General features: G+C 51.3%; 18 protein-coding genes. 17 read left to right on the top strand and 1 reads right to left on the bottom strand.

The window, feature by feature from the left end:
• Positions 1-10 precede the first annotated feature (10 nt).
• From mshC to HMPREF2756_RS08730, 14 genes are all read left to right on the top strand, one after another.
• The gene (mshC, locus tag HMPREF2756_RS08795; RefSeq protein WP_048778181.1) at positions 11-1327 is read left to right on the top strand and encodes a cysteine--1-D-myo-inosityl 2-amino-2-deoxy-alpha-D-glucopyranoside ligase; all 1317 of its coding nucleotides are present in this window, start codon (positions 11-13) and stop codon (positions 1325-1327) included.
• 121 nt (positions 1328-1448) lie between these two features.
• Positions 1449-2504: a tRNA (adenine-N1)-methyltransferase gene (locus HMPREF2756_RS08790; protein ID WP_048778183.1), complete on the top strand. Its 1056-nt coding sequence runs from the start codon at positions 1449-1451 to the stop codon at positions 2502-2504.
• A 273-nt stretch (positions 2505-2777) separates the two neighbouring features.
• Positions 2778-4436, top strand: a complete 1659-nt coding sequence (gene arc / locus HMPREF2756_RS08785) for a proteasome ATPase (RefSeq protein ID WP_239668103.1) — start codon at positions 2778-2780, stop codon at positions 4434-4436.
• 21 nt (positions 4437-4457) lie between these two features.
• A complete protein-coding gene (gene dop, locus HMPREF2756_RS08780) occupies positions 4458-6176 on the top strand; it encodes a depupylase/deamidase Dop (protein WP_048778186.1) in 1719 nt (572 codons plus the stop codon).
• Positions 6177-6184: 8 nt separating this feature from the next.
• The gene (locus HMPREF2756_RS08775; RefSeq protein ID WP_004004684.1) at positions 6185-6385 is read left to right on the top strand and encodes a ubiquitin-like protein Pup; all 201 of its coding nucleotides are present in this window, start codon (positions 6185-6187) and stop codon (positions 6383-6385) included.
• Between the two features lie 48 nt (positions 6386-6433).
• A complete protein-coding gene (gene pafA, locus HMPREF2756_RS08770; protein ID WP_070620396.1) occupies positions 6434-7894 on the top strand; it encodes a Pup--protein ligase in 1461 nt (486 codons plus the stop codon).
• Between the two features lie 173 nt (positions 7895-8067).
• Entirely contained in the window at positions 8068-9111 is a 1044-nt protein-coding gene (locus HMPREF2756_RS08765) for an FKBP-type peptidyl-prolyl cis-trans isomerase (RefSeq protein ID WP_070620392.1), read from the top strand.
• 73 nt (positions 9112-9184) lie between these two features.
• A complete protein-coding gene (locus HMPREF2756_RS08760; protein WP_013399079.1) occupies positions 9185-9580 on the top strand; it encodes an FKBP-type peptidyl-prolyl cis-trans isomerase in 396 nt (131 codons plus the stop codon).
• A 98-nt stretch (positions 9581-9678) separates the two neighbouring features.
• Complete coding sequence (locus HMPREF2756_RS08755; protein ID WP_070620389.1) at positions 9679-11775, top strand: helix-turn-helix transcriptional regulator; 2097 nt, start codon at positions 9679-9681, stop codon at positions 11773-11775.
• Positions 11776-12198: 423 nt separating this feature from the next.
• Positions 12199-12435, top strand: a complete 237-nt coding sequence (tatA, locus tag HMPREF2756_RS08750; protein ID WP_070620386.1) for a Sec-independent protein translocase subunit TatA — start codon at positions 12199-12201, stop codon at positions 12433-12435.
• 132 nt (positions 12436-12567) lie between these two features.
• Entirely contained in the window at positions 12568-13452 is an 885-nt protein-coding gene (locus HMPREF2756_RS08745) for a twin-arginine translocase subunit TatC (RefSeq protein ID WP_070620384.1), read from the top strand.
• Positions 13453-13513: 61 nt separating this feature from the next.
• Positions 13514-16438 (top strand): DEAD/DEAH box helicase, encoded by a 2925-nt coding sequence (locus tag HMPREF2756_RS08740; RefSeq protein WP_070620380.1) that lies wholly within the window; start codon positions 13514-13516, stop codon positions 16436-16438.
• 16 nt (positions 16439-16454) lie between these two features.
• Positions 16455-17558 carry an amidohydrolase gene (locus HMPREF2756_RS08735; RefSeq protein ID WP_070620378.1) on the top strand — a complete coding sequence of 368 codons (1104 nt, stop codon included), beginning with the start codon at positions 16455-16457 and terminating at the stop codon, positions 17556-17558.
• A gap of 138 nt (positions 17559-17696) precedes the next feature.
• Positions 17697-18431, top strand: coding sequence for a polyprenol monophosphomannose synthase (locus tag HMPREF2756_RS08730; RefSeq protein WP_070620375.1), 735 nt, complete (start codon positions 17697-17699; stop codon positions 18429-18431).
• Positions 18432-18494: 63 nt separating this feature from the next.
• Here HMPREF2756_RS08730 and HMPREF2756_RS08725 read toward each other — a convergent pair whose 3' ends face one another.
• Positions 18495-19193 (bottom strand): TetR/AcrR family transcriptional regulator, encoded by a 699-nt coding sequence (locus HMPREF2756_RS08725; protein WP_256370524.1) that lies wholly within the window; start codon positions 19191-19193, stop codon positions 18495-18497.
• Positions 19194-19393: 200 nt separating this feature from the next.
• Here HMPREF2756_RS08725 and HMPREF2756_RS08720 point away from each other — a divergent pair, with 200 nt between their 5' ends.
• The 3 genes from HMPREF2756_RS08720 (at position 19394) to HMPREF2756_RS08710 (ending at position 23353) form a co-directional block, all read left to right on the top strand.
• A complete protein-coding gene (locus HMPREF2756_RS08720; protein ID WP_070620370.1) occupies positions 19394-20836 on the top strand; it encodes a flavin monoamine oxidase family protein in 1443 nt (480 codons plus the stop codon).
• A 94-nt stretch (positions 20837-20930) separates the two neighbouring features.
• On the top strand, positions 20931-21824 hold the full coding sequence (locus HMPREF2756_RS08715) for a universal stress protein (protein ID WP_210393546.1): 894 nt from the start codon (positions 20931-20933) through the stop codon (positions 21822-21824).
• A 56-nt stretch (positions 21825-21880) separates the two neighbouring features.
• Positions 21881-23353, top strand: coding sequence for an NAD-dependent succinate-semialdehyde dehydrogenase (locus HMPREF2756_RS08710; protein ID WP_070620358.1), 1473 nt, complete (start codon positions 21881-21883; stop codon positions 23351-23353).
• Positions 23354-23439: the final 86 nt, after the last annotated feature.

The raw sequence follows: 23439 nt of genomic DNA, 5'->3' as shown, positions 1-23439 counted from the left end.
AGGAAGCCCTATGCGAGCTTGGGATACGCCCACAGTTCCGTCTCTGCCGGGGTCGGCGCCACTACCGCAGATCTTTGATACTTCGACGGGCACTGTGGTTCAGCTTCAAGAGCCCCAACACGCAGGGTTATATGTCTGCGGGATAACCCCGTACGATGCAACGCATATGGGCCATGCTTCAACCTATGTTGCTTTTGATGTGCTCAATCGTGCCTGGCGTGATGCCGGGGTAAATGTCACTTATGTACAAAATGTGACTGATGTGGACGACCCACTATTAGAGCGTGCCACTGCTACTGGCGTTGATTGGCAAGAACTTGCCGAAGAGCAGACTGAACTTTTCAGGACCGATATGGAGGCGCTTCATGTGCTTCCGCCTGAGCATTATGTGGGCGTCGTTGAATCCATTCAATGGCTTTTCCCGGTGATTGAGGATCTTGTTGAACGTTCCCTGGCGTATCGTGTGGCGGGGTATGTCGATGAAAAGGGCGTGCAGCACCCCGACGGTGATATCTATCTTGATCTAAAGGCGGTACAGGCACTTCCACAGAATGAGGACGGATATTCCTGGATTCCTGGCGAAGTCAGCCACATGAGCCGCGATGAGATGCTCGATATTTTCTCTGAACGTGGGGGAGACCCTGAGCGTTCGGGCAAGCGTGACCCGTTAGACCCGCTTTTGTGGCGTATTAAGCGTGAAGGTGAGCCTTCGTGGGATGCAGGCTCTCTGGGGGAGGGACGTCCCGGCTGGCATATTGAATGCACGATGATTGCTCGTAAATTTATAGATGGTCCGCTGACGGTTCAAGCAGGTGGTTCCGATCTAAAATTCCCGCACCATGATTTGGGCGCCGGACATTCATGGGCCGTCTCGAACCGCCCACATGCTTTGCACTATGCGCACACTGGGATGGTGGGACTTGATGGTCATAAGATGAGTAAATCCCGCGGTAACCTTGTGCTGGTTTCTAAACTTCGTGCAGCGGGTGTTGACCCCAATACGATCCGACTCACTATTATGGATCACCACTACCGTGAAGATTGGTTCTGGACTGATGAGGATCTTAAGAAGGCTCAGGCTCGCCTAGATCTTTACCGTCAGGCGGTTGAAAGCGCTAACGGTACTGATTCATCTGCGGCTGAACAGGCGCTAGAGAAGGTACGGGAGTATCTGGCGGATGATCTGAAAACATCAGGTGCGCTCATGGTACTTGACGCTTGGGCTATTTCGGCTCTTGAGCAGGTGCGCGATGGTAACGCTGAGTCTTGTGGCGGCGGAGAACTTATTCGAGATACGCTCTCAGCACGCCTAGGAGTTGTGATCTAAAACAGGTTCTACTATGAACGACGTTCCCGTACTAAGCTTTGAGTCTTGATATGGGAACCTTTGTTTATCCATAGAACCGGTAGAATAGAAATAAACTACGTGACAAGGAGACACACAGCATATGACCACTCCCACCGGTGCCATTAACCGCCGTGGTTCATTCCGCCCCGGCGAGCGCGTGCAACTAACCGACGAGCGTGGTCGCATCACCACCATCACCCTGCAGCAAGGTGGGGAGTACCATTCACATCGTGGGTTCCTCAAACACGATGAACTCATCGGTGCGCCTGAAGGAACTGTTATTGAGAACACTCACGGTTTTCTTTATCAGGCGCTGCGCCCTTTGTACAAAGATTTTGTGTTGTCTATGCCGCGTGGTGCTGCCGTGGTATACCCCAAAGATGCCGCTCAGATTATCGTGAAGGCCGATATTTTTCCGGGGGCTCGTGTTGTCGAAGCCGGTGTTGGTTCCGGTGCTCTTTCTATCGCTTTGTTGCGAGCTGTAGGCGATGATGGCTGTGTGCATTCTTTTGAACGTCGCGAAGAATTCGCTGAGGTCGCGCGTGCAAATATTGAGACTATGTTCGGGGGAACGCATCCAGCGTGGAAGCTGAGCATTGGCGATCTCCAAGAGAGACTTCCCGAAGTTGAGCAGCCCGGCAGTGTCGATCGTGTGGTACTTGATATGCTTGCGCCTTGGGAATGTTTGGATGCTGTTGCGCAGGCTCTTGCACCGGGCGGGGTGTTAATTTGTTATGTGGCAACGGTAACCCAAATGTCTCGTCTGGTGGAAGGGCTGCGTGCGGGTGGTCGTTTTACAGAGCCTGAGTGCGATGAAACTATGGTACGCGGCTGGCATGTTGAGGGGTTAGCGGTTCGTCCAGATCACCGGATGGTTGCGCATACAGCTTTTCTGATCGTAGCCCGGCGCCTTGCAGATGGTGCAGTTCGTCTTTCTCCGAAGCGTCGGGCTTCTAAAAACGACTTCACCGATGATGATATGAATGCCTGGATTCCGATGAATGTGGGGGAGCGAGAGGTTACTGATAAGAAGGTGCGCCGTGCTCTACGGGACGCTAAAAATCTTGCGGAGCATGCAGTGCATGCCCATCGGGTGGCTGTAGCTGAATCTCAGGAAAAAACTTCTATGCCCAATGGTTTAGATAAACCCGAGTAGGCTTGACCAGTATTCCTGGCCCGCAGCGGTGGGCAAAAACACCGTCCATGACAAGTTTGCTGATGAGAGGAAAAGGATTTGACGCCTGAACATATAAATCCGTCTCGGGAATCGTCTTCAGATCCCAAGTCGTCGGCTCGTCAGCCAAGCCCCGCGCCGCATTATTCTGCAGCGCAGAGTCAGGTGCCAATATCTTCCTCGCGCGCGGTAAGCCCCCAAGAGTATGAGGCTTTACTGAGGCGTGTAAGCGCCGCTGAGTCTACCCGCACTAATATGAACCGACAGTTACGAGCCGCTTCTGAGAAAAATCGTAAATTGGTTGAGGCACTTACTCACTTCAAATATGAGATTGAGCGGCTACGGGCTTCACTAGCACAAGAGATCATGCCCCCGCTGAACTCGGGAATTATTCTCGCAGTCAGTACGGGACAGCGTATGACCTACGCGCAGGCTGCTGACGATAAGAGTCCCGCTGAAACCGAGGACTACCTTGATGTCCAAATCGGGGGACGTTTTATGCGTATTCCGCTCTCCCCGCTTTTGGACCGTAAAAACTTGGCACCGGGTATGACGGTGCTCCTCAATGAACAGTCTGAAGCTGTTCTATCCCTTGGATATGAATCCTATGGGGACGTTGTGACGATTCGTGAGGTTCTGAGTCCCCAGAAAGTACTCATCGATACTGCGTCTGGTGCTCAGCAAGTTGCCCGTGTCTCTGGGGAGCTTGATGTCGATTCCCTGCGCACAGGTGATGCAGTTACCCTAGATAGCCGCATCCGGATGGTTACCGGGATAGTTCCGGCAAGCCGCTCTCAAGAACTCGTCCTCGAAGAAATTCCGGATATTTCTTACGAAGATATTGGTGGCCTCGGAGCGCAAATTGAGCAGATCCGCGATGCCGTTGAGCTGCCTTACCTGCACCCAGAAATTTTCGAGCGTTACCATTTGGCGCCGCCCAAAGGTATATTGCTCTACGGACCACCCGGAAACGGTAAGACCATGATCGCCAAAGCTGTGGCGAACTCACTAGCGGCGCGCGCTGCCGCGTTAAACCCAGGTACAAATACTCGCGGTTATTTCCTTAATATCAAAGGCCCCGAGCTGCTCGATAAATTTGTGGGGGAGACCGAACGGCAGATCCGTGATATTTTCGTGGCAGCACGGGAAAAAGCCCAAGCTGGTCACCCAGTCGTTGTGTTCTTCGACGAAATGGAGTCACTATTCCGTACCCGCGGCACGGGGCGTTCTTCAGATATAGAAACCACCATCGTTCCGCAGCTTCTTGCCGAAATCGATGGCGTTGAATCCTTACAGAATGTTATCGTTATCGGTGCCACAAACCGTGAAGATCTCATTGACGCCGCAGTTATGCGCCCAGGCCGTCTTGACCTGAAAATCCGTATTAACCGTCCAGATGCCTCTGGAGCTACCGAGATTTTCGGGCTATATCTCACGGACGATCTGCCTCTAGATCCCCACGAAGTCGCCAAGCACGGTTCGGCAGAGGCGACGCTAGCAGCCATGATCTCTGCCGCCGTCGCGCAGCTTTACGCTCGTACTTCTGCTAACGCCTATGTAGCAGCAACTTTGAACCAGGGTATTAACACGGCAGATAATTCCCGACTGCACGAAGAGACCCTATATCGCGGTGACTTTGTTTCTGGCGCCGTTATCCGCAACATTGTGGATCGCGCTAAAAAGTACGCCATCAAGGAACACCTCAGCTACACAAGCTCACCTCCCACCGGTATTGCCCATGAACCCCGACCAGAAGGTATTACCACACGACACCTTCTCGAAGCGGTACGCGCAGAATTTGAAGATCAAGTTGAGCTGCCGCCCCTACCTGATGTTGAAGATGCACTCACCGTACGCGGAATACGAGGCAGGATTCTTTCCATCACGCCGCCACATACCGCCACTACACCTTAATCGTTCCAAGAAAGTAACCTCATGTTCCAGCCCGTCTACGGTATTCACCGCATCATGGGAGCAGAAACCGAATACGGTGTCATATCCCCGGATGCCCCTGACACAAACCCCACGATACTCTCCGCTATCGTGGTCAATACGTACGAAAAACTGGAAGCGAAGCGCACAGAATCTCTACGCCGGACCATCGAGAATAACGCGCAAGAAGCACAGCGCACGCGCTGGTCTACAGAATCTGAGTCTCCGCTCACTGATGCCTTCGGACACACCGTCAAAGAACAAGAGGCACACGCCTCACAACTCACACACACCCGTCGAGAACTCACAAGCGAAGACATAGCGCTTGAAGCTCTACGGGAAGCAGGAATTGACGGTTCCCAAGAACTTATCCACGGACGAGGAGGCTATCCGGAACGCCTCGACTGGGACCGAGTCACCATGAACGCCATGCTCGCCAACGGCGCCCGACTCTACGTCGATCATGCCCACCCCGAATACTCATCTCCCGAAGTGCTCACCCCGCTCCAAGCAGTGCTCTACGACGCTGCAGGTGACAAAATAGCCTACGATTCCATCACAGAAGTAGCGCAGCACAGCAACGACAACCTACCCGCCATCAAGCTCTACAAAAACAACACCGATTCCAAGGGACAATCCTACGGTGCACACGAAAACTACCTCATCAGCCGCGATATCCCTTTCGAAGACGTTGCCAGCACGCTCCTAACCTTCTTTGCAACACGCATCATCTATACCGGAGCAGGCCGCGTAGGCATAGGTGTTAACGGCGAAATTCCAGGATTCCAAATCAGCTCACGGGCCGACTTCTTTGAACGCCCTGTCGGGCTCGAAACAACTATTCGACGGCCCATCGTTAACACCCGCGATGAACCCCACGCCAACTCCGAGCGCTACCGTCGCCTGCACGTCATCCCTGCAGACGCCAACCTTTCCCACTATTCAAACCTCCTTAAATTCGGCACAGCCACTCTAGTACTAAACCTCATAGAATCCGGACGCGCCCCAAACCTACACATCGCCGACCCAGTAACAGCGTTACACACCACCAGCCACGACCTATTACTCAGTGCTCAGCTCCCGCTCACAGAAAATTCTGACAGCACCACCAAATTCGCCACAGCTCTAGAAATTCAACGCGCATACCTCAACGCCTGCAAAAGCCACGAACAAGAGAACCCCACCGGAGTCGATAACGACACCCAACAAATACTCGCCCTCTGGGAAGAAACACTCGATGCTCTAGAAACAAATCCTCTCGCACTTGCAGATCGTCTCGACTGGGTCGCTAAATATGCGCTCGTCAGCAGCTATGTGGCTAAAGGTGTTCCCTATACCGATGCAAAGCTCAAAGCCCTTGACATACACTATGCAGATATAGATCCTACACGGGGTCTTTACCACCGCCTCGTTGCGCGTGGTCGGATGCGCACCCTCTTCACGTCTCAAGACATCGAAGACGCCGCCCGCACCCCACCATCAGACACCCGTGCTTATCTCCGAGGAACCCTGATGAGCCGATGGCCCGATGAAATCATTGGTATCAACTGGGATACCGTATCTTGCCGGGGGCGTTACTCCCACGAACTTACCCGACTCGCCATGCCAGAGCCCACACGCTACACTCAATCTGAAGTAGACCCGCTCTTACCACGAGTTACCCACTCCGACGAACTGCTTCAACTCCTCCAACAGAACACGACACCCCATAAAGACCTTTAGGAGAAAACATGTCACGTGAACGCATCCACGCTTCAGAGCTCCAGTACCACGAAGAACTCACTGAACAGGAGGAATCCCTCACCCAACAAGACACGACCGTTGTACATGACATAAGCGAAGTCGACGATATCCTCGACGAAATCGACGGGCTGCTCGCCGAAAACGCCGAAGAATTCGTCACCGGATTCGTCCAAAAGGGCGGTCAGTAACTCAAAGACTTGCTCAAAGCACTTTCGTCCCCTTACTAGAAACACACCATGGAACAACGCATATTTGGCATAGAAAGCGAATTCGGACTTAGCTACGTACCCCAGGGGCTAGGACGGCTCAGCGTCGAAGAAACAGCTGCAGCGCTCTTCAAGCCCGTCCTTGATGAATGGCGCTCTACTAACGTTTTCCTGCCCAACGGTGGACGGCTCTACCTCGATGTAGGTTCACACCCCGAATACGCCAGCGCCGAATGCGCCACCATCGACGAACTCCTCGCCCAAGAACGCGCGGGCGAGCTCCTCTTCGCTCAGCTAGCGCAACAAGCCCAAGAGCAATTGCGCGCACACCACGATCGCCCTCTCAACGGCACGATCTACCTTTTCAAAAACAATGTAGACTCCGCCGGAAACTCATACGGCAGCCACGAAAACTACCTCATCAGCCGCAAACTCGAATTCCCCACCCTCGTTAAACAACTCGTACCATTCCTCGTCACCCGCCAAATCCTTGTAGGCGCAGGAAAAACCCACCCCAACGGAGGACCCTTACCAGGTTCAACAGATCCACAAGCCACTACAGGTATACCTTCGTACTCGTTCTCACAGCGAGCAGACCATATCTGGGAAGCAGCAAGCACCTCAACCTCCCGCACGCGACCCCTCATTAACACCCGCGACGAACCCCACGCCGATGCCTCACGATACCGCCGTATGCATGTCATTAACGGCGACTCCAATATGGCGGAACCCACGGTACTGCTCAAAATAGTCAGCACCGACCTCGTACTACGCATGCTCGAAGACCGATTTCCTGTCACCAGCTTAGAACTCGCATCGGTCCCGCAAGCTCTACGCACCATCAGCCACAACCTCACCGGAACCGCAGCTTTTGAAACCACAGACGGACAACGCTACACAGCTCTAAGCGTTCAAAGGCACTACCTCGACGCTGCCCGCCAATACATCACGCAATACGGGACCCACCACCATCGTGTCGATTACGCGCTAGATCTCTGGCAGCGCACCCTCGACGCCATCGAAATCGGTGACTACAGCAGTATTGACACCGAAATCGACTGGGCTATCAAAAAGAAACTCCTAGACGCATACATCGCCCGTAGCAACGCGTCTGGAACTCCGACAGACTATGCGAGCGCTCGCATCCAACAGCTCGATCTTGCTTACCATGATATTGACCCCCACCGCGGGGTTTACCATGCTCTAGCCCGGCGTGGAGCCATCACAACGCTCCTCCCGCCTGATGCCGCACAGCGTGCGATGCAGGAGCCCCCGGCAACCCGCGCACGACTACGTTCACAGTTTGTAGAGGCGGCTAAAGATGCGGGGGAGCAGTCTACCGTAGATTGGGTACACCTTAAAATCAACGCATACCCACAGCACACCCTAGTATTTAAAGATCCTTTTCAGACGGAGAGCTCCGAACTCACAAAGGTTCTTGAGATGCTTCGCCATAAGAACCCTCCTCAGTCCGTTCCGCCTTTGGTGTAATGTTCCACAATATGGTTCTACAACTAGCTTTTTATTCTAGGGTTTGATACTTTACGTATGTTTTATGTTCTTATTGATTTGCTCTACACCGTTGTATTTGTCGGGTTTTCGCCCGTTTAATATTGAGTTATAGAGCATCACATAATAAAGAAAAACCTAGGGAAGGAACCTTCGTGTCGAAAAAAGCCTTGGCTGCTTCAGTACTCACTCTTTCGATGTTGCTAAGCGCTTGCGGCGCTAATAGCCCCAAGATTGAGGATGTCCACGTTGACCTTAAGGGCGGTAAGGAGGCTCCTGCGGTTTCTTTCTCCAAACCATTCTCGACGGATCACGACGTAACGCATGTTATAGACGAAGGAAATGGTGAAAGTATCCAAGATGACGACGCTATTCTTCTGAATGCTTCTATTTTTAACGGTGAAAATGGAAATCTTGAAGAGAGTACATATTCTACAAATCCTCTGACAATTCAGATGAGTAAATTAAAACAGGGATCTCCTGAAATTTACGAGGTTATTAAAAATCTCAAAGTGGGCGGGTCTTTTGTATACAGTACAAATCAGACTCGATCTTCGGGATCGACTAACCCCAGCACTGCATCTTCGGGTACTCCCACTAATGTGGAGGTTTATACCATTACATCTAAGTTGCCTAAAGAACAAGATATACCCAAGTATGCCCAGGGTACCGAACAGTCACCTGCCCCTGAGCTTCCAGCTTTTTCTTTGGATCAGGCAACTGGTGAAGCAGAGCTTAGTTTTGCGGAAGATAGAGGGGAGGCCCCCAAGGACCTTATCTCACGGGAACTCATTACGGGCACAGGTCCTGAGTTACAGGAAACTGACATGGTTTTTGTACGCTACATCGGTGCACAATGGTCTGACGGCACAGTTTTTGACGGAAACTATAATAGTCAAATAACCCCCTTTAAACTTAACGGCGTTATTAAAGGTTGGACTCAAGGACTGAAAGGTAAGAAAGTCGGCTCTCGGGTTGAACTCGTTATTCCTGCCAACTTAGCATACGGAGATGAAGGTAAAAACGGTTCTCCGAAGGGAACTCTAGTTTTCGTGGTGGATATATTAGCAGCAGCTCCCACTGTGTCTCCCTCGCCATTGACACCTAATTCTTCACAAAGCACCATAGCTGTGTCTTCAGCTTCCCCCACAGCTATCCCGTCTAGCTTGGCGCCTACGGCTGATCCCACCAAACAGTAAATTCTATTCGAGCTCTGCCGATAAGCGCTGTACCTGTCTTCGGTAGGGCACTTGAGAGAAAAGGAAACATATTATGTCTTTTGGCCAGCGTAAGCTTGATCGAGAAAAGCCGGAAATTGATTTTCCCGAGGGCGATGCCCCGACCGAACTTGTTATACAAGATCTTATCGAAGGTAAGGGGGCTGAGGTTGTTCCCGGTTCTCGTGTCTTGGCGCACTATGTAGGTGTTGCTTTTTCCACTGGTGAGGAATTCGATGCTTCCTGGAACCGCGGCGAGCCGCTTCCGTTCCAGGTTGGCGTGGGGCAGGTTATCCGCGGTTGGGATGAAGGACTGTTAGGCATGAAGGTTGGCGGTCGGCGTCGCCTCGAAATTCCTGCAAGCATGGCCTACGGTGACCGCGGCGCAGGATCGGTCATTAAACCTGGTGAATCCCTGATCTTTGTAGTGGATTTGGTAGACGTTAGCTAGAAAATCTTAAACTTTGGGGCTGCTGTCGTAATTTACGGGTATGAATACAGCAGCCCCTGAGTTGTTTAAGGTTTTATATATCCCCGTATGATGGATGTATGGCAACAAAAGCGCGAGATGTTTCGTCTAGTTCATCGTTGATTAGGATTTATCATCGGCTATGCAATAGCTCGCGGCGCGGTATTTCTCGCGCAAAGTTTTTAGAAGTATACGGTTTAGACGAATACACCATCTTTGGCTCGGGGAATAAACGAAAAGCTGAGACCATCGCTAAAAAGTTTGAGCGTGCAAAGGACTGTTTGCGTGATGCTGGTATCACGTTTAAGCATGTTGAACGTGACGGCAAAAGCTACTATGTGTATACTCCGGCCCCTAATCCGCTTCTTGATTGGGAACTTACGTTAGAGGACGCACAATTTCTCATGAGCCTGTGCCGTGCCTGGGAAGGTACCGAGCTTGAGAGCTCTGCACATCGTATGATGCGTAAGATCGTTCTTAGCGTTCCCACGCTCTCAGCTTCTATACGTTTAGAGGAACTAGAGGAACCGCTCCAGCGTATACGTCTAAGTGATGATTCCCATCTAGAAGAGATTTTTAGTGCCTTTAGCGAGCATAAAACCATTGATATGGACTATGGGGACTTCAATACTCGCCATAGCGAGAATCTGTCCGTGTGGGGGATAGGGTATCGTTACGGCAATTGGTATTTTGCGGCGCACTATCCCTCTCGCGAGGGTTCTGAGGCTCCGGAGGAAGAACCGAATCGTGCGTATATTCACCGTTTTGAGCGCATTCAGAGTATGCGCATCAACGGTAGTCAACAGCAGCAAGAAAGTTTTGTTCGGCCTGGTGAAACGTTTGATTTTCAAACTATGCTTTCTGAAAACCTTCAGGGCTATGCCCGTACCGTGCCCGCCTTGTCTTTAGATTCAAATGAGCAGCTGCTTCTTGACTCATATGGTGTTCGAGAAACTGCGGTGAAAGCCACCGCACGCGGATTAAAAATACTGGTCCCAAAATCGTCCGCAGATTTTTCGGGCAAAGACCTTCAACGGGCTCAAGATGCATATCGAGCTCAGCACAACCTGGTGGAACGTTTGCTTTCTACCCATCATCACAAGGCTGTTTTGCCCGAAGCATGGCGTAAAAATTCTCGCCGTGAACGCGATGATGATACAGACCGTTTTATTGACATGCTCTTGGTACTACATCGTCTAAGCCAAGACGATGCGGCTTGGTTCGAAGGGGGCGTTCCTTTTAAACCAGCGACTTCACTTCTACAAGTGGATAACGGCAAGTCTAAAAGCAACCTTGTCAGTGATTTTACCGGTGTATGCGAGGACTATGGAGCTGCAGAGTTGGGTCTTGCGACCCCTATAGTCTTCACGCCCCGTCAGGATCATGAACTATACGCCGAGCTAACCTATTCATGTGACTATCTGATTTATCAGGGCGTTCCTCTGTCAGCTTTAGAGCGTGCCATGCTCTTCTTTTCGATGTCAGCTGCTGAGGTTCTCTACCCAGACGATGCACGCGTTTCCAAAATTCGTGAGCTGCTGTTGGTGAGCTACCCAAAGGACGCTGAACGCTTGCGCGGAAGCCTAATTTTTACTCCTGAACACCATCTTATTCCTTTAATACATCGGGCAGTCTCTCAGAAACGAGCCCTTATTTTTGAGTATGCAGGGGTGCAGCGCACCGTTGATACTTGCTCACTGATCTTTGAAAATAATCGTTTTTATCTGCATGGGCTGTGGCGTGAAGCTGCCGATTCTAATGCCTGGCGAAATTTTGCTCTTGATCGTATTAGAAATGCGCGGCTTGGCGGTAAAAGCCATCAGGCCGTCGCCGCTAAGATTCCCAACACCCCGCATCTTTGGTCTCGGCAGCAACAGACAAATACAGAACACCCTTATGTTCGAGTCAAAATCCACGTTGAAAGTCTCAGAACAGAGCGGCGAGAGAGTACTATCCGTACTTTGAAACGGCGGAGTACTCACGTTTCACGATCCCAGCCTTCTAAACCTGAAACGCCCTTGATTTACCATGAGCTGCACTACTATCCTGGTGAAAGCGAGGCAGGCCTTGAGCAAATATTGCATTTCGTTGTAGCGTATGGAGGTGCTCTAGAGATTCTTGAGCCAGAACCTGTACGGTCTCTACTTAAAGATCGTCTGATGTCGCTTCTAGCGTAGATATCTACGAAAGACACGCCCAGACATCTATAAGTAGAATAACAACCTTGTATAATAATTCCTATGCCGTGGTGGTTTTGGGTATTACTATGGGGCACCTTAACGATAGGTTCTCTAACGTTTTTAGCGTGGTTCGTATATCGTGCACTCACACGGGGCTTCATGTTACTCGATCTTGTAGCAACATGGATGGAATCCATCGAAACTCGTTTCGATGAAGCGCAAGCGAATACCCGCCGAAAATTGCCTGCCGAGCAAAGCCTAGGGATTTTTACCCCAGTAACCACGGCGTACAATGAATACGAACATGGAAAACAGACACGCAGGTCTGAGCGAATCAAGCGACGGGTCTCCCGACGAGATCGACTCGGCCAACCTCAAAATATCGGAGACCTGCTCTAAGCACAGAAAGGTTCATACCTTATGGGTCAGTTGTTCAGTCACCCGGCAACTATTATCGTAGTCATCCTCCTCATCGTTCTGCTCTTTGGTGCTCCCAAGCTCCCAGGTATGGCACGTAGTCTTGGTCAGTCGATGCGTATCTTCAAGTCCGAAGTCGAGGGTATGAAGAGCGATAGTAAGAAGGAAGACGATAAGGACGAGGTTGTCACCGCTGAGGTTGTTGACAACAAAGCTAAGTCCGAAAAGTCTGAAAACTAATTTTCAGTACAACAACACAACCCGTGCGACCACCTCTCTGGTGGCACGGGTTGTCCAGTAGTTTATCTACCCATATCGATAATTTTTGAATAACAGGTATGAGGCGGAGCTTAGAATAAAACGAGGAAAACGATGGCAAAACCGGATCAGGATGTACGCAACCGCAAACTAAATCCTGAAGCCCGTATGGAGCTGAAGGAACATCTGCGTGAGTTTCGTGACCGCTTCATTAAAGCGGCTATTGCAACTGCTATCGCCGCCGTACTTTCCGTTATTTTCTTGTACCAGCCCTTTATTGATGCAATCTCTGAGCCTCTCAAACAAATCAACGCAGCAGATAACCGCTTTGCAACCTTAAACTACGGCTCAATTTCTTCGCCCTTTGACCAGCTCATTCGTGTGGGTACGTACATCGGTCTTGGACTCGCTGCACCCGTTTGGCTCTATCAAGGGCTGCGCTTCTTACTTCCGGCGCTGCATACCAAAGAGAAAAAATATCTCTATGGTTTCCTCAGCGGCTCAATCTTTGCCTTTGCCTGCGGTGTCTTCATCTCTTGGTATAGCCTACCCGGCGTTGTTCGTGCACTCACAATGTTCACCCCACCCGGCGGCTCGAACGTCATTGATGCACCAACCTATATTTCCTTCATCGTTAAGTTTATTTTCTTCTTCTCGCTAGCATTTATTATCCCCGTCATCCTCGTGGGGTTGAACATGCTGGGGGTTATCCGGGGTAAAACTATCCTCAAATCTTGGCGCTGGATCGTGGTTCTTGTAGCGCTTATCGCAGCTATGACGGCCCCCGGAACGGATATCATGATGATGTTCTACCTGATGATTCCGCTCCTAACTTTCTTCTTCCTCGCCATAGCAATATGCTTGCTCAACGATAAACGGCGTGACCGCCGCGAAGCTAAACTAGCAAAGGGTCTTACAGAGACCGAGCTCAAGACGGCCACCAGCGCTGAAGACCTTGAAAAGCTAGGACAGCTTGAAGAGGAACCCTCCCAAAAGTAAAACTCCAGAATCCTCCGTCTACTCAAGACGGAGGATTTTTAGGCGCAGGTACACTAGAATTATGGCTGAAAATCCCCAAGAAACCACTCACGGCTCGAACGACCGCCCGAGCTACTCTGCGCAGTATCAGGCAGCGCAAGAACGTAACGCTCACGCAAAAACAGCGCTTGGGAAGTTCGAAAAGACTCTTGGGTTCCCCCTTGACAGCTTCCAACGTCAGGCATGTCAATCCGTCGAAGCCGGGCATGCAGTCCTTGTTGCTGCACCCACCGGTGCTGGCAAAACAGTTGTTGGAGAATTCGGCATCTACCTTGCCCTCCAAACTGGAACAAAAGCGTTCTACACAACCCCTATCAAAGCACTCAGCAACCAGAAATACCATGACTTTGTGCGTGAATATGGTGAAGAAAGCGTGGGTCTGCTCACCGGTGACACCAGCATCAATACCGAAGCCCCCATCGTCGTCATGACTACCGAAGTCCTTCGCAACATGCTCTACGCCGAATCTACGACCCTCATCGGTCTGGGATACGTCATCATGGACGAAGTACACTATCTCGCCGACCGGTTCCGTGGAGCAGTTTGGGAAGAAGCTATTATTCACCTTCCCGAACACGTCACCGTCATCTCACTCTCTGCAACTGTATCCAACGTCGAAGAATTCGGAGCATGGCTAGATACCGTACGAGGTGATACCGATGTCATCGTCTCTGAACACCGCCCCGTCCCGCTCTGGCAGCACCTCATGGTAGGAAACCGCGTCATCGACCTCTTCGTACCCGATGAAACTTCTCAGAAAGAAGCTTCACCTGCCAAACGTCATAAACACCACACAAAAAACTCACCCCAAAACGCTCCCTCGGGGCTACGCATTAACCCTCTCCTCAAACAACTGCGGCCAGGCTTTCGACGCCATACCCACCGCCACAATGCACCCAAACGCGAGCGCTTTCGACGCGGCCGCAACCAACATGACAAACCCACACATGCACTCGAACGATCCCGTCATAAAACCTTCACCCAAGATGCCGACGTTCTGCGTCCGCACCGCATATCTCGCCCTGAAATGGCCCTTATTCTAGACAAGCAAGGGCTATTGCCTGCCATATGCTTCATCTTTTCACGGGCAGCATGTGATGACGCCGTTACCCAATGCGTCAACGCGAATATCGTCCTCACCACCGAGGAACAGGAGCAAGCCATTCGTGCCTATATTGCAGAAACCACTGCACACCTTGATAACCGAGACCTTCATGCCCTTGGATATTACGAATGGCGAGACGGACTCATCCGCGGGGTGGCAGCCCACCATGCGGGTCTGCTGCCGCTCTTCAAAGAAGTTGTTGAGACACTTTTTGCGCAGGGTCTTATCAAACTAGTCTTTGCCACCGAAACCCTCGCACTCGGCATCAACATGCCAGCCCGCACCGTCATCCTCGAAAAACTCACCAAGTTCAACGGTGAAACCCACGTCGATATCACCCCCGGAGAATACACCCAACTTACCGGGCGGGCAGGGCGCCGCGGAATCGATCTTGAAGGACACGCCGTAGTCCTCTGGCGTCCAGGTCTTGTACCAGAACAGGTTGCCACCCTCGCATCCACTCGCACATACCCCCTTAACTCATCATTCCGCCCCACCTACAACATGGCTGCGAACCTCATCGCAGCCTATGGTGCCGAACGAACCCGCAAAATCCTCGAATCATCCTTTGCCCAGTTCCAAGCAGATAAATCAGTTGTAGGAACAGCTGCACGAGTACGTAAAAACGAAAACGCGCTCGAAGGATACCGAGACTCCATGCAATGCCACCTTGGAGACTTCACAGAATACATGCGCCTGCGGCAAAACATCAAAGATCTAGAGAAAAAAACCCGCAAAGCCAACCAACAACATGCACGCGCCCAAACCCACCAAAGCATCCAAGAACTTATGCCCGGAGACATCATTCACATACCTCATGGGCGCTCCCGCGGCTACGCTATCGTCATCACCCGTGCCGAATCCAACACAGACCCACGCATTGGTATTCTTACCGAAGACAATCAGCAGCGCACCGCAAGCGCACGTGATTTCACGGGGCTCATTGAACCCGTCTCCTATATCAAGATCCCCAAGAAAATAACCCTTAAAACACCCAAAGAACGCCGCGACACCGTCTCACGGATGCGTCAAGCGCTCATCGATGAACGACCGCCCCGCAAACTCGGAAATACCCCCATCGCCACACGTCATAACGATGCCCAAGAAAAACTCGACACACTACGCACCCAACTACGTAACCACCCCTGCCACGGGTGCTCTGACCGGGAAACCCATGCACGCTGGGCAGAACGATGGCGCAAACTCAACGCAGAAACAGAAGGACTACGCCGCCAAATTACCCGACGCACCAACACTATTGCCCAGGTCTTCAACCGCATCGCAAAGCTCCTCACTGAATACGGCTACGTTACTGCTGACTCCCATAACGGGCTCAAGCTAACGACGAGGGGGGAAGCCCTGCGCAAACTCTACGGGGAAAAAGACCTTCTCACCTCTATTTGTCTCGAAAAAGGCTTCCTCACAGATCTGGATCCTGCGGCTATAGCAGCAACCATAGCCGCGCTCACATACCAGGGCAAAAAGGAAACCATCGAAATTCTCCCACGCTACCCACATCCCTCGTTACAAGCACCCATCGCGACCATCAACCGTGAACTAGCCCGGCTCAACGCCCACGAAGAACGTCACAAACTAGATCAAACCCCACCCTGCGATCTAGGCCTCGTCACCCCTATCTACCGCTGGGCTCGCGGTATGCACCTCGCAAAAGCACTCGAAGATACCGACCTCGCCGCCGGCGACTTCGTACGCTGGGCAAAACAAGTTATCGACGCCCTCGACCAGATCGCCCATATCCCCACCATAAGCCCAAACCTACGAGCAAGCTGCGAAAAAGCTATAGCCCTCATCCGCCGCGGAGTCGTCGCACTAGACTCCTAAAACCGCTGGAAAGAACATGAGCATCTATATCTATACCAACGGGAGCATCTACAGCCCCGCCGACCCCTACGCCACAGCGCTCCTCACCGAAAACGGTACCGTAACCTGGATAGGCTCAGATGCGGGAGCTCGCTCCATCACGGACGAACGCATGCGAGCTATCGATCTAAACGGCAAACTCATCACGCCCACCTTCGCACGTGCCTTCGCACCCATAAACAACCACAGCGAAAAAACACTCTACGAGTACTTCCTCAGAACACATACCCAGGGATACCATACCCACACACTCGCAGGAACAATACGAGACATCCCGACCCTACGCGCATCACTCGACACGTTTTATACAACACACTCAACAGCCCCAGACGTACGATTCTTCATAATCCCAGAGCCACAAGCGACCTCCGCATCGTACGCTGAGCTCGTCACCACAGCCCAAGACCTGCTCAATAAATCATCTATAGCACTCACTGGATTTCACGCCACAAATCTAGACCACCTACCTACTCTGGCCTCCGAAGCAGCAGAACATGGTCTTGTACTCTCCATCAACACCCAAGATAGTTTCACTAATGCCTTTAGCTATGCGCTAGCCGTTAGGGAACAGCATCCTTGGCTTAATGTCCGACTTGATCAGGTTCGTGGAGTCATTGATGATCAACGTCTTCAGGATCTCGCAGATGCACGGATCAACTTAGGTATCCAAGCAACCTTTGATACTGAGACTGCAAAGTTAGCCCACCGGGCGAATGCAGCTGGTACCGCGTTCGCGCTAGGGTCAGACTCATCTCTTGTTGAAGTGCCTCTTGGATGGGAGCTCATCTCAGCCCTTATAAAACCCGCAGATGGTGTTTCAGCACGCAGTGGTTTCGCAGCACTTACGCGAGGAGTCTACCGGCTAGCCCACGACGAGAACCCCTTTGCGGGCCAAATACTCCCTGATACACCAGCGAATATAGCACTCTGGAACGTCACTGAGCTTATGGTCCAAGCCCCGGATTCTCGCGTAGCCTCGTGGAGTACTGATCCCCGTGCTCGTATTCCACTTTTACCGGTTCTTGCTTCAGATGTGCCATTGCCCGTATTAGATCGCATGTACACTAGGGGAGGGGAATAGTACGTTTCCTAGCTCGTAAAAGTTACCTGAAAATATACCGTGCATCTGCAGAATACGCCCTTACGCCGTATTTCGCCGGTTATACTAGTAAACCTAGACCCTACCTTCACTCTAACAAAGGAAAACAAGGGAATTATTATGCGTGTACTGACCGTTATTCCGACGTATAACGAGAAGGAAAACTTACCCGTTGTTGTTGAACGTCTTCGTAAGGCAGCACCCGACGTCGATATTCTAGTAGTTGACGATAATAGCCCTGACGGTACAGGTCAGATCGCGGATGCTATGGCTGAGCAAGATTCACAGATTCACGTTCTTCACCGTACCGTGAAAGACGGTCTTGGTGGAGCTTATCTTGCGGGGTTTGATTGGGGTCTCAATGAGGGATATGAAGTCCTTATCGAGATGGACGCTGATTGTTCTCACCAGCCCGAGCAGTTACCATCGCTAGTACATGCTGTTGAAGCTGGGGCAGATTTAGCTATTGGCTCCCGTTATGTACCCGGCGGAAAAACAGAAAACTGGCCCGTTCAACGCCAAATTCTTTCTCGTGGAGCAAATATTTATACGCGGGTTGTTCTAGGGACTGCGATCAAAGACATCACAGCAGGTTTCCGCGCATATAGGCGTGAAGCACTACAACGTTTGAATCTTGAAGGCATTGAGTCTAAGGGCTATGTCTTTCAGGTAGACCTCGCTTGGCGTTCTGAGCAAGCAGGGCTCAAAATTGTTGAGGTTCCTATTACCTTTGTTGAGCGTGAGGTCGGAGCATCAAAGATGACCGGAAATATAATTTTTGATTCTATGCGTAAAGTGACGACTTGGGGCATTTCCAACCGCATCAATAAGCTCAAACAGAAGCTAGGCAAATAACTAAACTTCACAAGAATAAGTGCCCGAACTACCCTTTGATAGTTCGGGCACTTTTGTATAATGTCACTCTGTATTCGTGTTGTATTCCTGTATAGCTGTACGCGCCAGACCATGAAGAATCGCTTCGAGTCCTAAGCTAAATGCGTTCTCTGCTGGAGTCTGCGAGCTACGCTGCATCGCTGTATATGCGTCTTGTAAATACGGATACTCATCTGCTGAAGCCGCAGGGTTAAAGATAGATTCGGGAGCGTGGGAGTCTACTGCAGATCCCAGCAGGAATGCCTCTAAAGATTCAATAACATTTAAAGTTTTATATTCTGGACACCCAAAAGCTCTTAACGTCTGAATGAGGACGTCATACATATGTAACGTTTGAGGGGCCCGATCGATCGGGGTCAATGCGAGCGCTGTTACCAAATCAGTGCTCTCACTGAACGCGTCTCGATAAGACTTCCCCCACAGACTCAAAGATTCAGTCCAGAGTTCTAGCTTTTCGGTGGGGGATAGGTGCTGCTCGTTAAGAATTTTAGTCGCTCGTATCAGGGGCTCCAGCGTAATGTCATTGATGACCGCATCGCTTATAGCTCCCAGTACTTCGTCACGAGACTGAAAGTGATTGTATAAGGAAGAGGGGGCGACGCCTAGCTTCTGAGCAAGTGCGCTCATAGTGAAATTTCCTTGATCGGCCAAAAGTCTACGTGCTGACCGCACAATTTTGGATGCGCTTAACACTGTCGAAGAGGGACGTCCAGCGCGTCGCATGGGGGAAGAGATCACGATAAATCCTTTACTATTTCTTTGCTTTCGGCGTGTACTGCCGTCCCGTCTGTGAGCAGTTATAAAACATACCATCAGAAATTTTACGCTTCATAAGTGCCCCTAGATTTGTAATTTCTGTGTTCTGGGATACACTAAAACGAACACAATTCGTTTTGTGCTTCTTTGAGCGAAAGGGTTTAACCATGACGACCAAGAACGAAACTACGAATGAACTGACCCGAGACGTCGTAATTATCGGCGCAGGTCCTTCCGGACTCACTGCAGCATACCGGCTGCAGCAAGCAGGACATACCGTTGCAGTCCTTGAAGCGCGTGAACGTGTAGGTGGGCGTACATGGAACAACCATATTGACGGCGCATTCCTTGAAATCGGTGGACAATGGATTTCCCCCGATCAGACTGTTCTCACCGAGCTCGTTGAAGAGCTCGGACTTAAGACCTTCTCTCGTTACCGCGAAGGTGAGAATCTCTATCGCGACCCTGACGGTACCATGCACCGGTACAACGGAGACATGTTTCCTGCCAACGAGCACACCCAGCAAGAAATGAAACGACTCATCGGAATTTTAGATGAGCTTGCAGCAGAGATCGGGGCCGAGAAACCTTGGGCGCACCCCAAGGCACGCGAGCTCGATACAATTAGTTTTCACCATTGGCTCCGCGAACAATCCAATGATGAAGAAGCATGTAACAATATTGGGCTCTTCATTGCTGGTGGTATGCTCACTAAACCGGCTCACGCATTCTCAGCTTTACAGGCAGTACTTATGGCTGCATCTGCAGGGTCGTTCTCTAACCTTGTCGATGAAGATTTTATTCTCGACAAACGTGTTCTGGGTGGCATGCAGTCCGTCTCCTTAGCCCTCGCAGAAAAAGTAGGACAAGAGAATATAATTCTTGAACACCCGGTCCGCGTTCTACGTTGGCAAGAAGACGGAGAATACCCCGTACTTGCTGAAGCTGAAGCCTTCTCCGAAGGTGGAGAGACCTCACCTGAAAAAAACATCATTGTTCGAGCAAAGTACGCTGTTGTTGCGGTTCCTCCGAACCTATATTCACGTATCCATTTTGTGCCGCCGCTAGATCGCCGACAGCATCAAATGCATCAGCACCAGTCCCTTGGTCTGGTTATCAAGGTGCACGCTGTTTACCCCACACCGTTCTGGCGGGACAAAGGTCTCTCAGGAACCTGTTTTGCCGCTAATAACCTGGTACAAGAGATTTACGACAACACTAACTACGACCCAGCAACTGGAGAAGAAGAAGCTCGCGGCACTCTAGTAGGGTTCGTCTCCGACGAAGCAGCGGATGAAATGTTCACCATCAGCGCCGAGGAACGCAAAGAACGCATCCTAGACTCCATGGCGCAAATGCTCGGAGAAGAAACAAAAAATCCCGTGGTGTACTACGAATCAGATTGGGGTGCCGAAGAGTGGACTCGTGGTGCATACGCAGCCAGCTATGATCTTGGCGGACTGCATCGCTACGGCGCAGACCAAGAAGCCCCAGTAGGACCAATCTACTGGTCATGCTCAGACATTGCTGCCGAAGGCTACCAGCATGTCGATGGTGCTATACGCATGGGAGAAAAAACAGCAAAACTGCTAGCCGCAAAACTCAAATAAGATCATTCGCATCGTAACGCACACACGGGCAGCTTTACTGGGTGAGCTAAAGAATGACATACCCAGTAAAGCTCCCCAAATACGGATGGGAAACATGAAATACGTCGTAGGATATTCGCCTGACGCACGGGGCCGTTCAGCTCTCCAACTAGGAGTCGTACTAGCTCGCTCCCTGGGTGCAGAATTGGACGTAGTGTACGTCATTAAACCGCAAAGTCCTCGCCTTGCAGCGCCACGATCCAACTTCGAAGACTTACTCCAAAAGCAAGCCGTTCAATGGCTCGAAGAGGCGCAGCACTACGTGCCTGCTCAAGTAGTCGCCCGCTTCCACCTACGCCGCGCCAATTCCGCAGTCAGCGGCCTACTAGAACTAGCCGACGCTATAGACGCCGGACTCATTATAGTGGGCGGCGGTAACACCGGAAATTGGCTTTGGCACTCACTAGGCGCGGTTGGGAACGCTCTTCTACACCGTTCACGCATTCCCGTCGCTCTAGCACCACGTAAATACAGCGCTTCACACACGATCAAACAGTTCGACTGCGCCGTATCCCCAGACATCGACTCCATAAACCTTGTCGAAGAAGCCATAGCAACCCAAAACCGAACAGGCATACCAGTACGCCTAGTCTCACTCTACGAAGAAGGAAACGACCTAGACGATACAACCTATCGCAGCATCATCCAAGACCTCGTAGACCAATCCGCAGTCAAACCAATAAACCCACAACAGCTAAGCATCGCAGTAGGCGCAGGAACTACCATCGTAGAAGCGGTCGATTCTGTGCACTGGAACGAAGACTCCGTGCTAATGGCCGGATCCTCCAAGCTAGCCCAACGCGGAGAACTCTTCCTAAGCTCAACAACCGCAAAAATCATGACCAAACTTCCTATTCCCCTCGTCGTAGTACCACGCGACTACCACCCTGGACGCAAGGGCTCCCAACAGCAGCCGTGGACAGGCTCAATCCCTATCATCAAACAATAGCCCGGTTTCTCACGTGATATACACCGCCGTACTATCATCCCAAGGAAAGGAAAACAATGGAACAACACCTTCAAGAACTCATTAACAAAATACCCACTGGGCTACTCATCGGCGACACTTGGCGTGAAGGATCCGCAGGGGAGACGTTCGATGTCCTCAACCCAGCGACCGAAGAAAAGCTCACTACCTTAGCATCAGCAACACCTGAAGACGCAATAGCAGCCCTAGACGCAGCATGCCATGTTCAAGACCAATGGGCACACACGCCGCCGCGTGAACGTGCAGAAATACTACGACGGGCATACGACCTCATCACCGATCGCTCCGAAGAATTCGCCACCCTCATGACCCTCGAAATGGGAAAACCCCTCGCAGAATCACGAGGAGAAGTAGTCTACGGAGCCGAATTCTTACGATGGTTCTCCGAAGAAACCGTACGCGACTACGGACGCTACCAGCCCACGCCCGAAGGTAAAAACCAAATACTGGTAAAGCATAAGCCTGTAGGACCATGCCTACTCATCACCCCATGGAACTTCCCACTAGCTATGGCAACACGCAAAGCCGGAGCTGCAATAGCAGCAGGATGCACAATGATCCTCAAACCTGCACGGCTCACACCCCTAACCGCGCAATACTTCGCACAAACCATGCTCGATGCGGGGCTACCAGCAGGAGTACTCAACGTAGTTGCATCAGCAACTGCATCAGCCGTCTCAGATCCTCTCCTTGCAGACTCACGCCTGCGCAAACTCTCATTCACCGGCTCCACCCCCGTTGGCAAAGCCCTTCTAAAATCAGCCGCGCAAAATGTTCTACGCACCTCCATGGAGCTCGGTGGAAACGCCCCCTTCATCGTCTTCGAAGACGCAAATATTAACGAAGCCATTGAAGGCGCCATGGGAGCAAAAATGCGCAACATGGGTGAAGCCTGCACCGCCGCAAACCGATTCCTAGTCCACGAATCTCGTGCCGAAGAATTTTCCACCAAATTAGCGACAAAAATCGCAAATCTCAAAACCGGCAACGGTCTAAACCCAGACACCACCTGTGGCCCCCTCATAGAACAAAAAGCAGTAGATTCCATCCACGAACTTGTACAAGATGCTCTCGACCGAGGTGCCCAAGCTCTGGTCGGCGGTTATCCCCAAGACGGTCCCGGATACTTCTACCAACCCACAGTCCTCATCAACGTTCCTCACGATGCACGCGTCATCCAAGAAGAAATCTTTGGCCCTGTAGCACCCATCATCACCTTTTCTACCGAAGAAGAAGCAATCCAACTTGCCAACAACACAGAATACGGGCTAGCATCCTACGTCTACACAACAGATACATCCCGCGCCCTGCGAACACTAGACCGCCTAGAAGTCGGCATGACAGGTCTCAACATCGGCATCATGTCAAACGCTGCAGCCCCATTCGGAGGCGTTAAACACTCCGGACTAGGACGGGAAGGAGCCGCCGAAGGCATCGCCGAATACACCTACACACAATACATCGGCATCAAAGACCCATACGCCAGCTAAACCACTCAAAAACCATCCAAGATACGCACAACACAATAATTTCTCGAAGGGTTCGTTTTACCTTCCCACATGGAAAAACGAGCACA

Origin of the sequence: Rothia sp. HMSC067H10 (assembly GCF_001810635.1) — a bacterium.
Classification (GTDB): Bacteria; Actinomycetota; Actinomycetes; order Actinomycetales; family Micrococcaceae; genus Rothia; species Rothia dentocariosa.
Note: the sequence above shows the minus strand (reverse complement) of the source record. Positions and strands in the feature narration are given on the sequence as shown.

Excerpts from the sequence above, each read along its gene's own strand:
- mshC (WP_048778181.1), top strand. The coding sequence starts at position 11 with ATGCGAGCTTGGGATACGCCCACAGTTCCGTCTCTGCCGGGGTCGGCG.
- HMPREF2756_RS08790 (WP_048778183.1), top strand. The coding sequence starts at position 1,449 with ATGACCACTCCCACCGGTGCCATTAACCGCCGTGGTTCATTCCGCCCC.
- arc (WP_239668103.1), top strand. The coding sequence starts at position 2,778 with ATGAACCGACAGTTACGAGCCGCTTCTGAGAAAAATCGTAAATTGGTT.
- dop (WP_048778186.1), top strand. The coding sequence starts at position 4,458 with ATGTTCCAGCCCGTCTACGGTATTCACCGCATCATGGGAGCAGAAACC.
- HMPREF2756_RS08775 (WP_004004684.1), top strand. The coding sequence starts at position 6,185 with ATGTCACGTGAACGCATCCACGCTTCAGAGCTCCAGTACCACGAAGAA.
- pafA (WP_070620396.1), top strand. The coding sequence starts at position 6,434 with ATGGAACAACGCATATTTGGCATAGAAAGCGAATTCGGACTTAGCTAC.
- HMPREF2756_RS08760 (WP_013399079.1), top strand. The coding sequence starts at position 9,185 with ATGTCTTTTGGCCAGCGTAAGCTTGATCGAGAAAAGCCGGAAATTGAT.
- HMPREF2756_RS08755 (WP_070620389.1), top strand. The coding sequence starts at position 9,679 with ATGGCAACAAAAGCGCGAGATGTTTCGTCTAGTTCATCGTTGATTAGG.
- tatA (WP_070620386.1), top strand. The coding sequence starts at position 12,199 with ATGGGTCAGTTGTTCAGTCACCCGGCAACTATTATCGTAGTCATCCTC.
- HMPREF2756_RS08745 (WP_070620384.1), top strand. The coding sequence starts at position 12,568 with ATGGCAAAACCGGATCAGGATGTACGCAACCGCAAACTAAATCCTGAA.
- HMPREF2756_RS08740 (WP_070620380.1), top strand. The coding sequence starts at position 13,514 with ATGGCTGAAAATCCCCAAGAAACCACTCACGGCTCGAACGACCGCCCG.
- HMPREF2756_RS08735 (WP_070620378.1), top strand. The coding sequence starts at position 16,455 with ATGAGCATCTATATCTATACCAACGGGAGCATCTACAGCCCCGCCGAC.
- HMPREF2756_RS08730 (WP_070620375.1), top strand. The coding sequence starts at position 17,697 with ATGCGTGTACTGACCGTTATTCCGACGTATAACGAGAAGGAAAACTTA.
- HMPREF2756_RS08725 (WP_256370524.1), bottom strand. The coding sequence starts at position 19,193 with ATGCGACGCGCTGGACGTCCCTCTTCGACAGTGTTAAGCGCATCCAAA.
- HMPREF2756_RS08720 (WP_070620370.1), top strand. The coding sequence starts at position 19,394 with ATGACGACCAAGAACGAAACTACGAATGAACTGACCCGAGACGTCGTA.
- HMPREF2756_RS08715 (WP_210393546.1), top strand. The coding sequence starts at position 20,931 with ATGAAATACGTCGTAGGATATTCGCCTGACGCACGGGGCCGTTCAGCT.
- HMPREF2756_RS08710 (WP_070620358.1), top strand. The coding sequence starts at position 21,881 with ATGGAACAACACCTTCAAGAACTCATTAACAAAATACCCACTGGGCTA.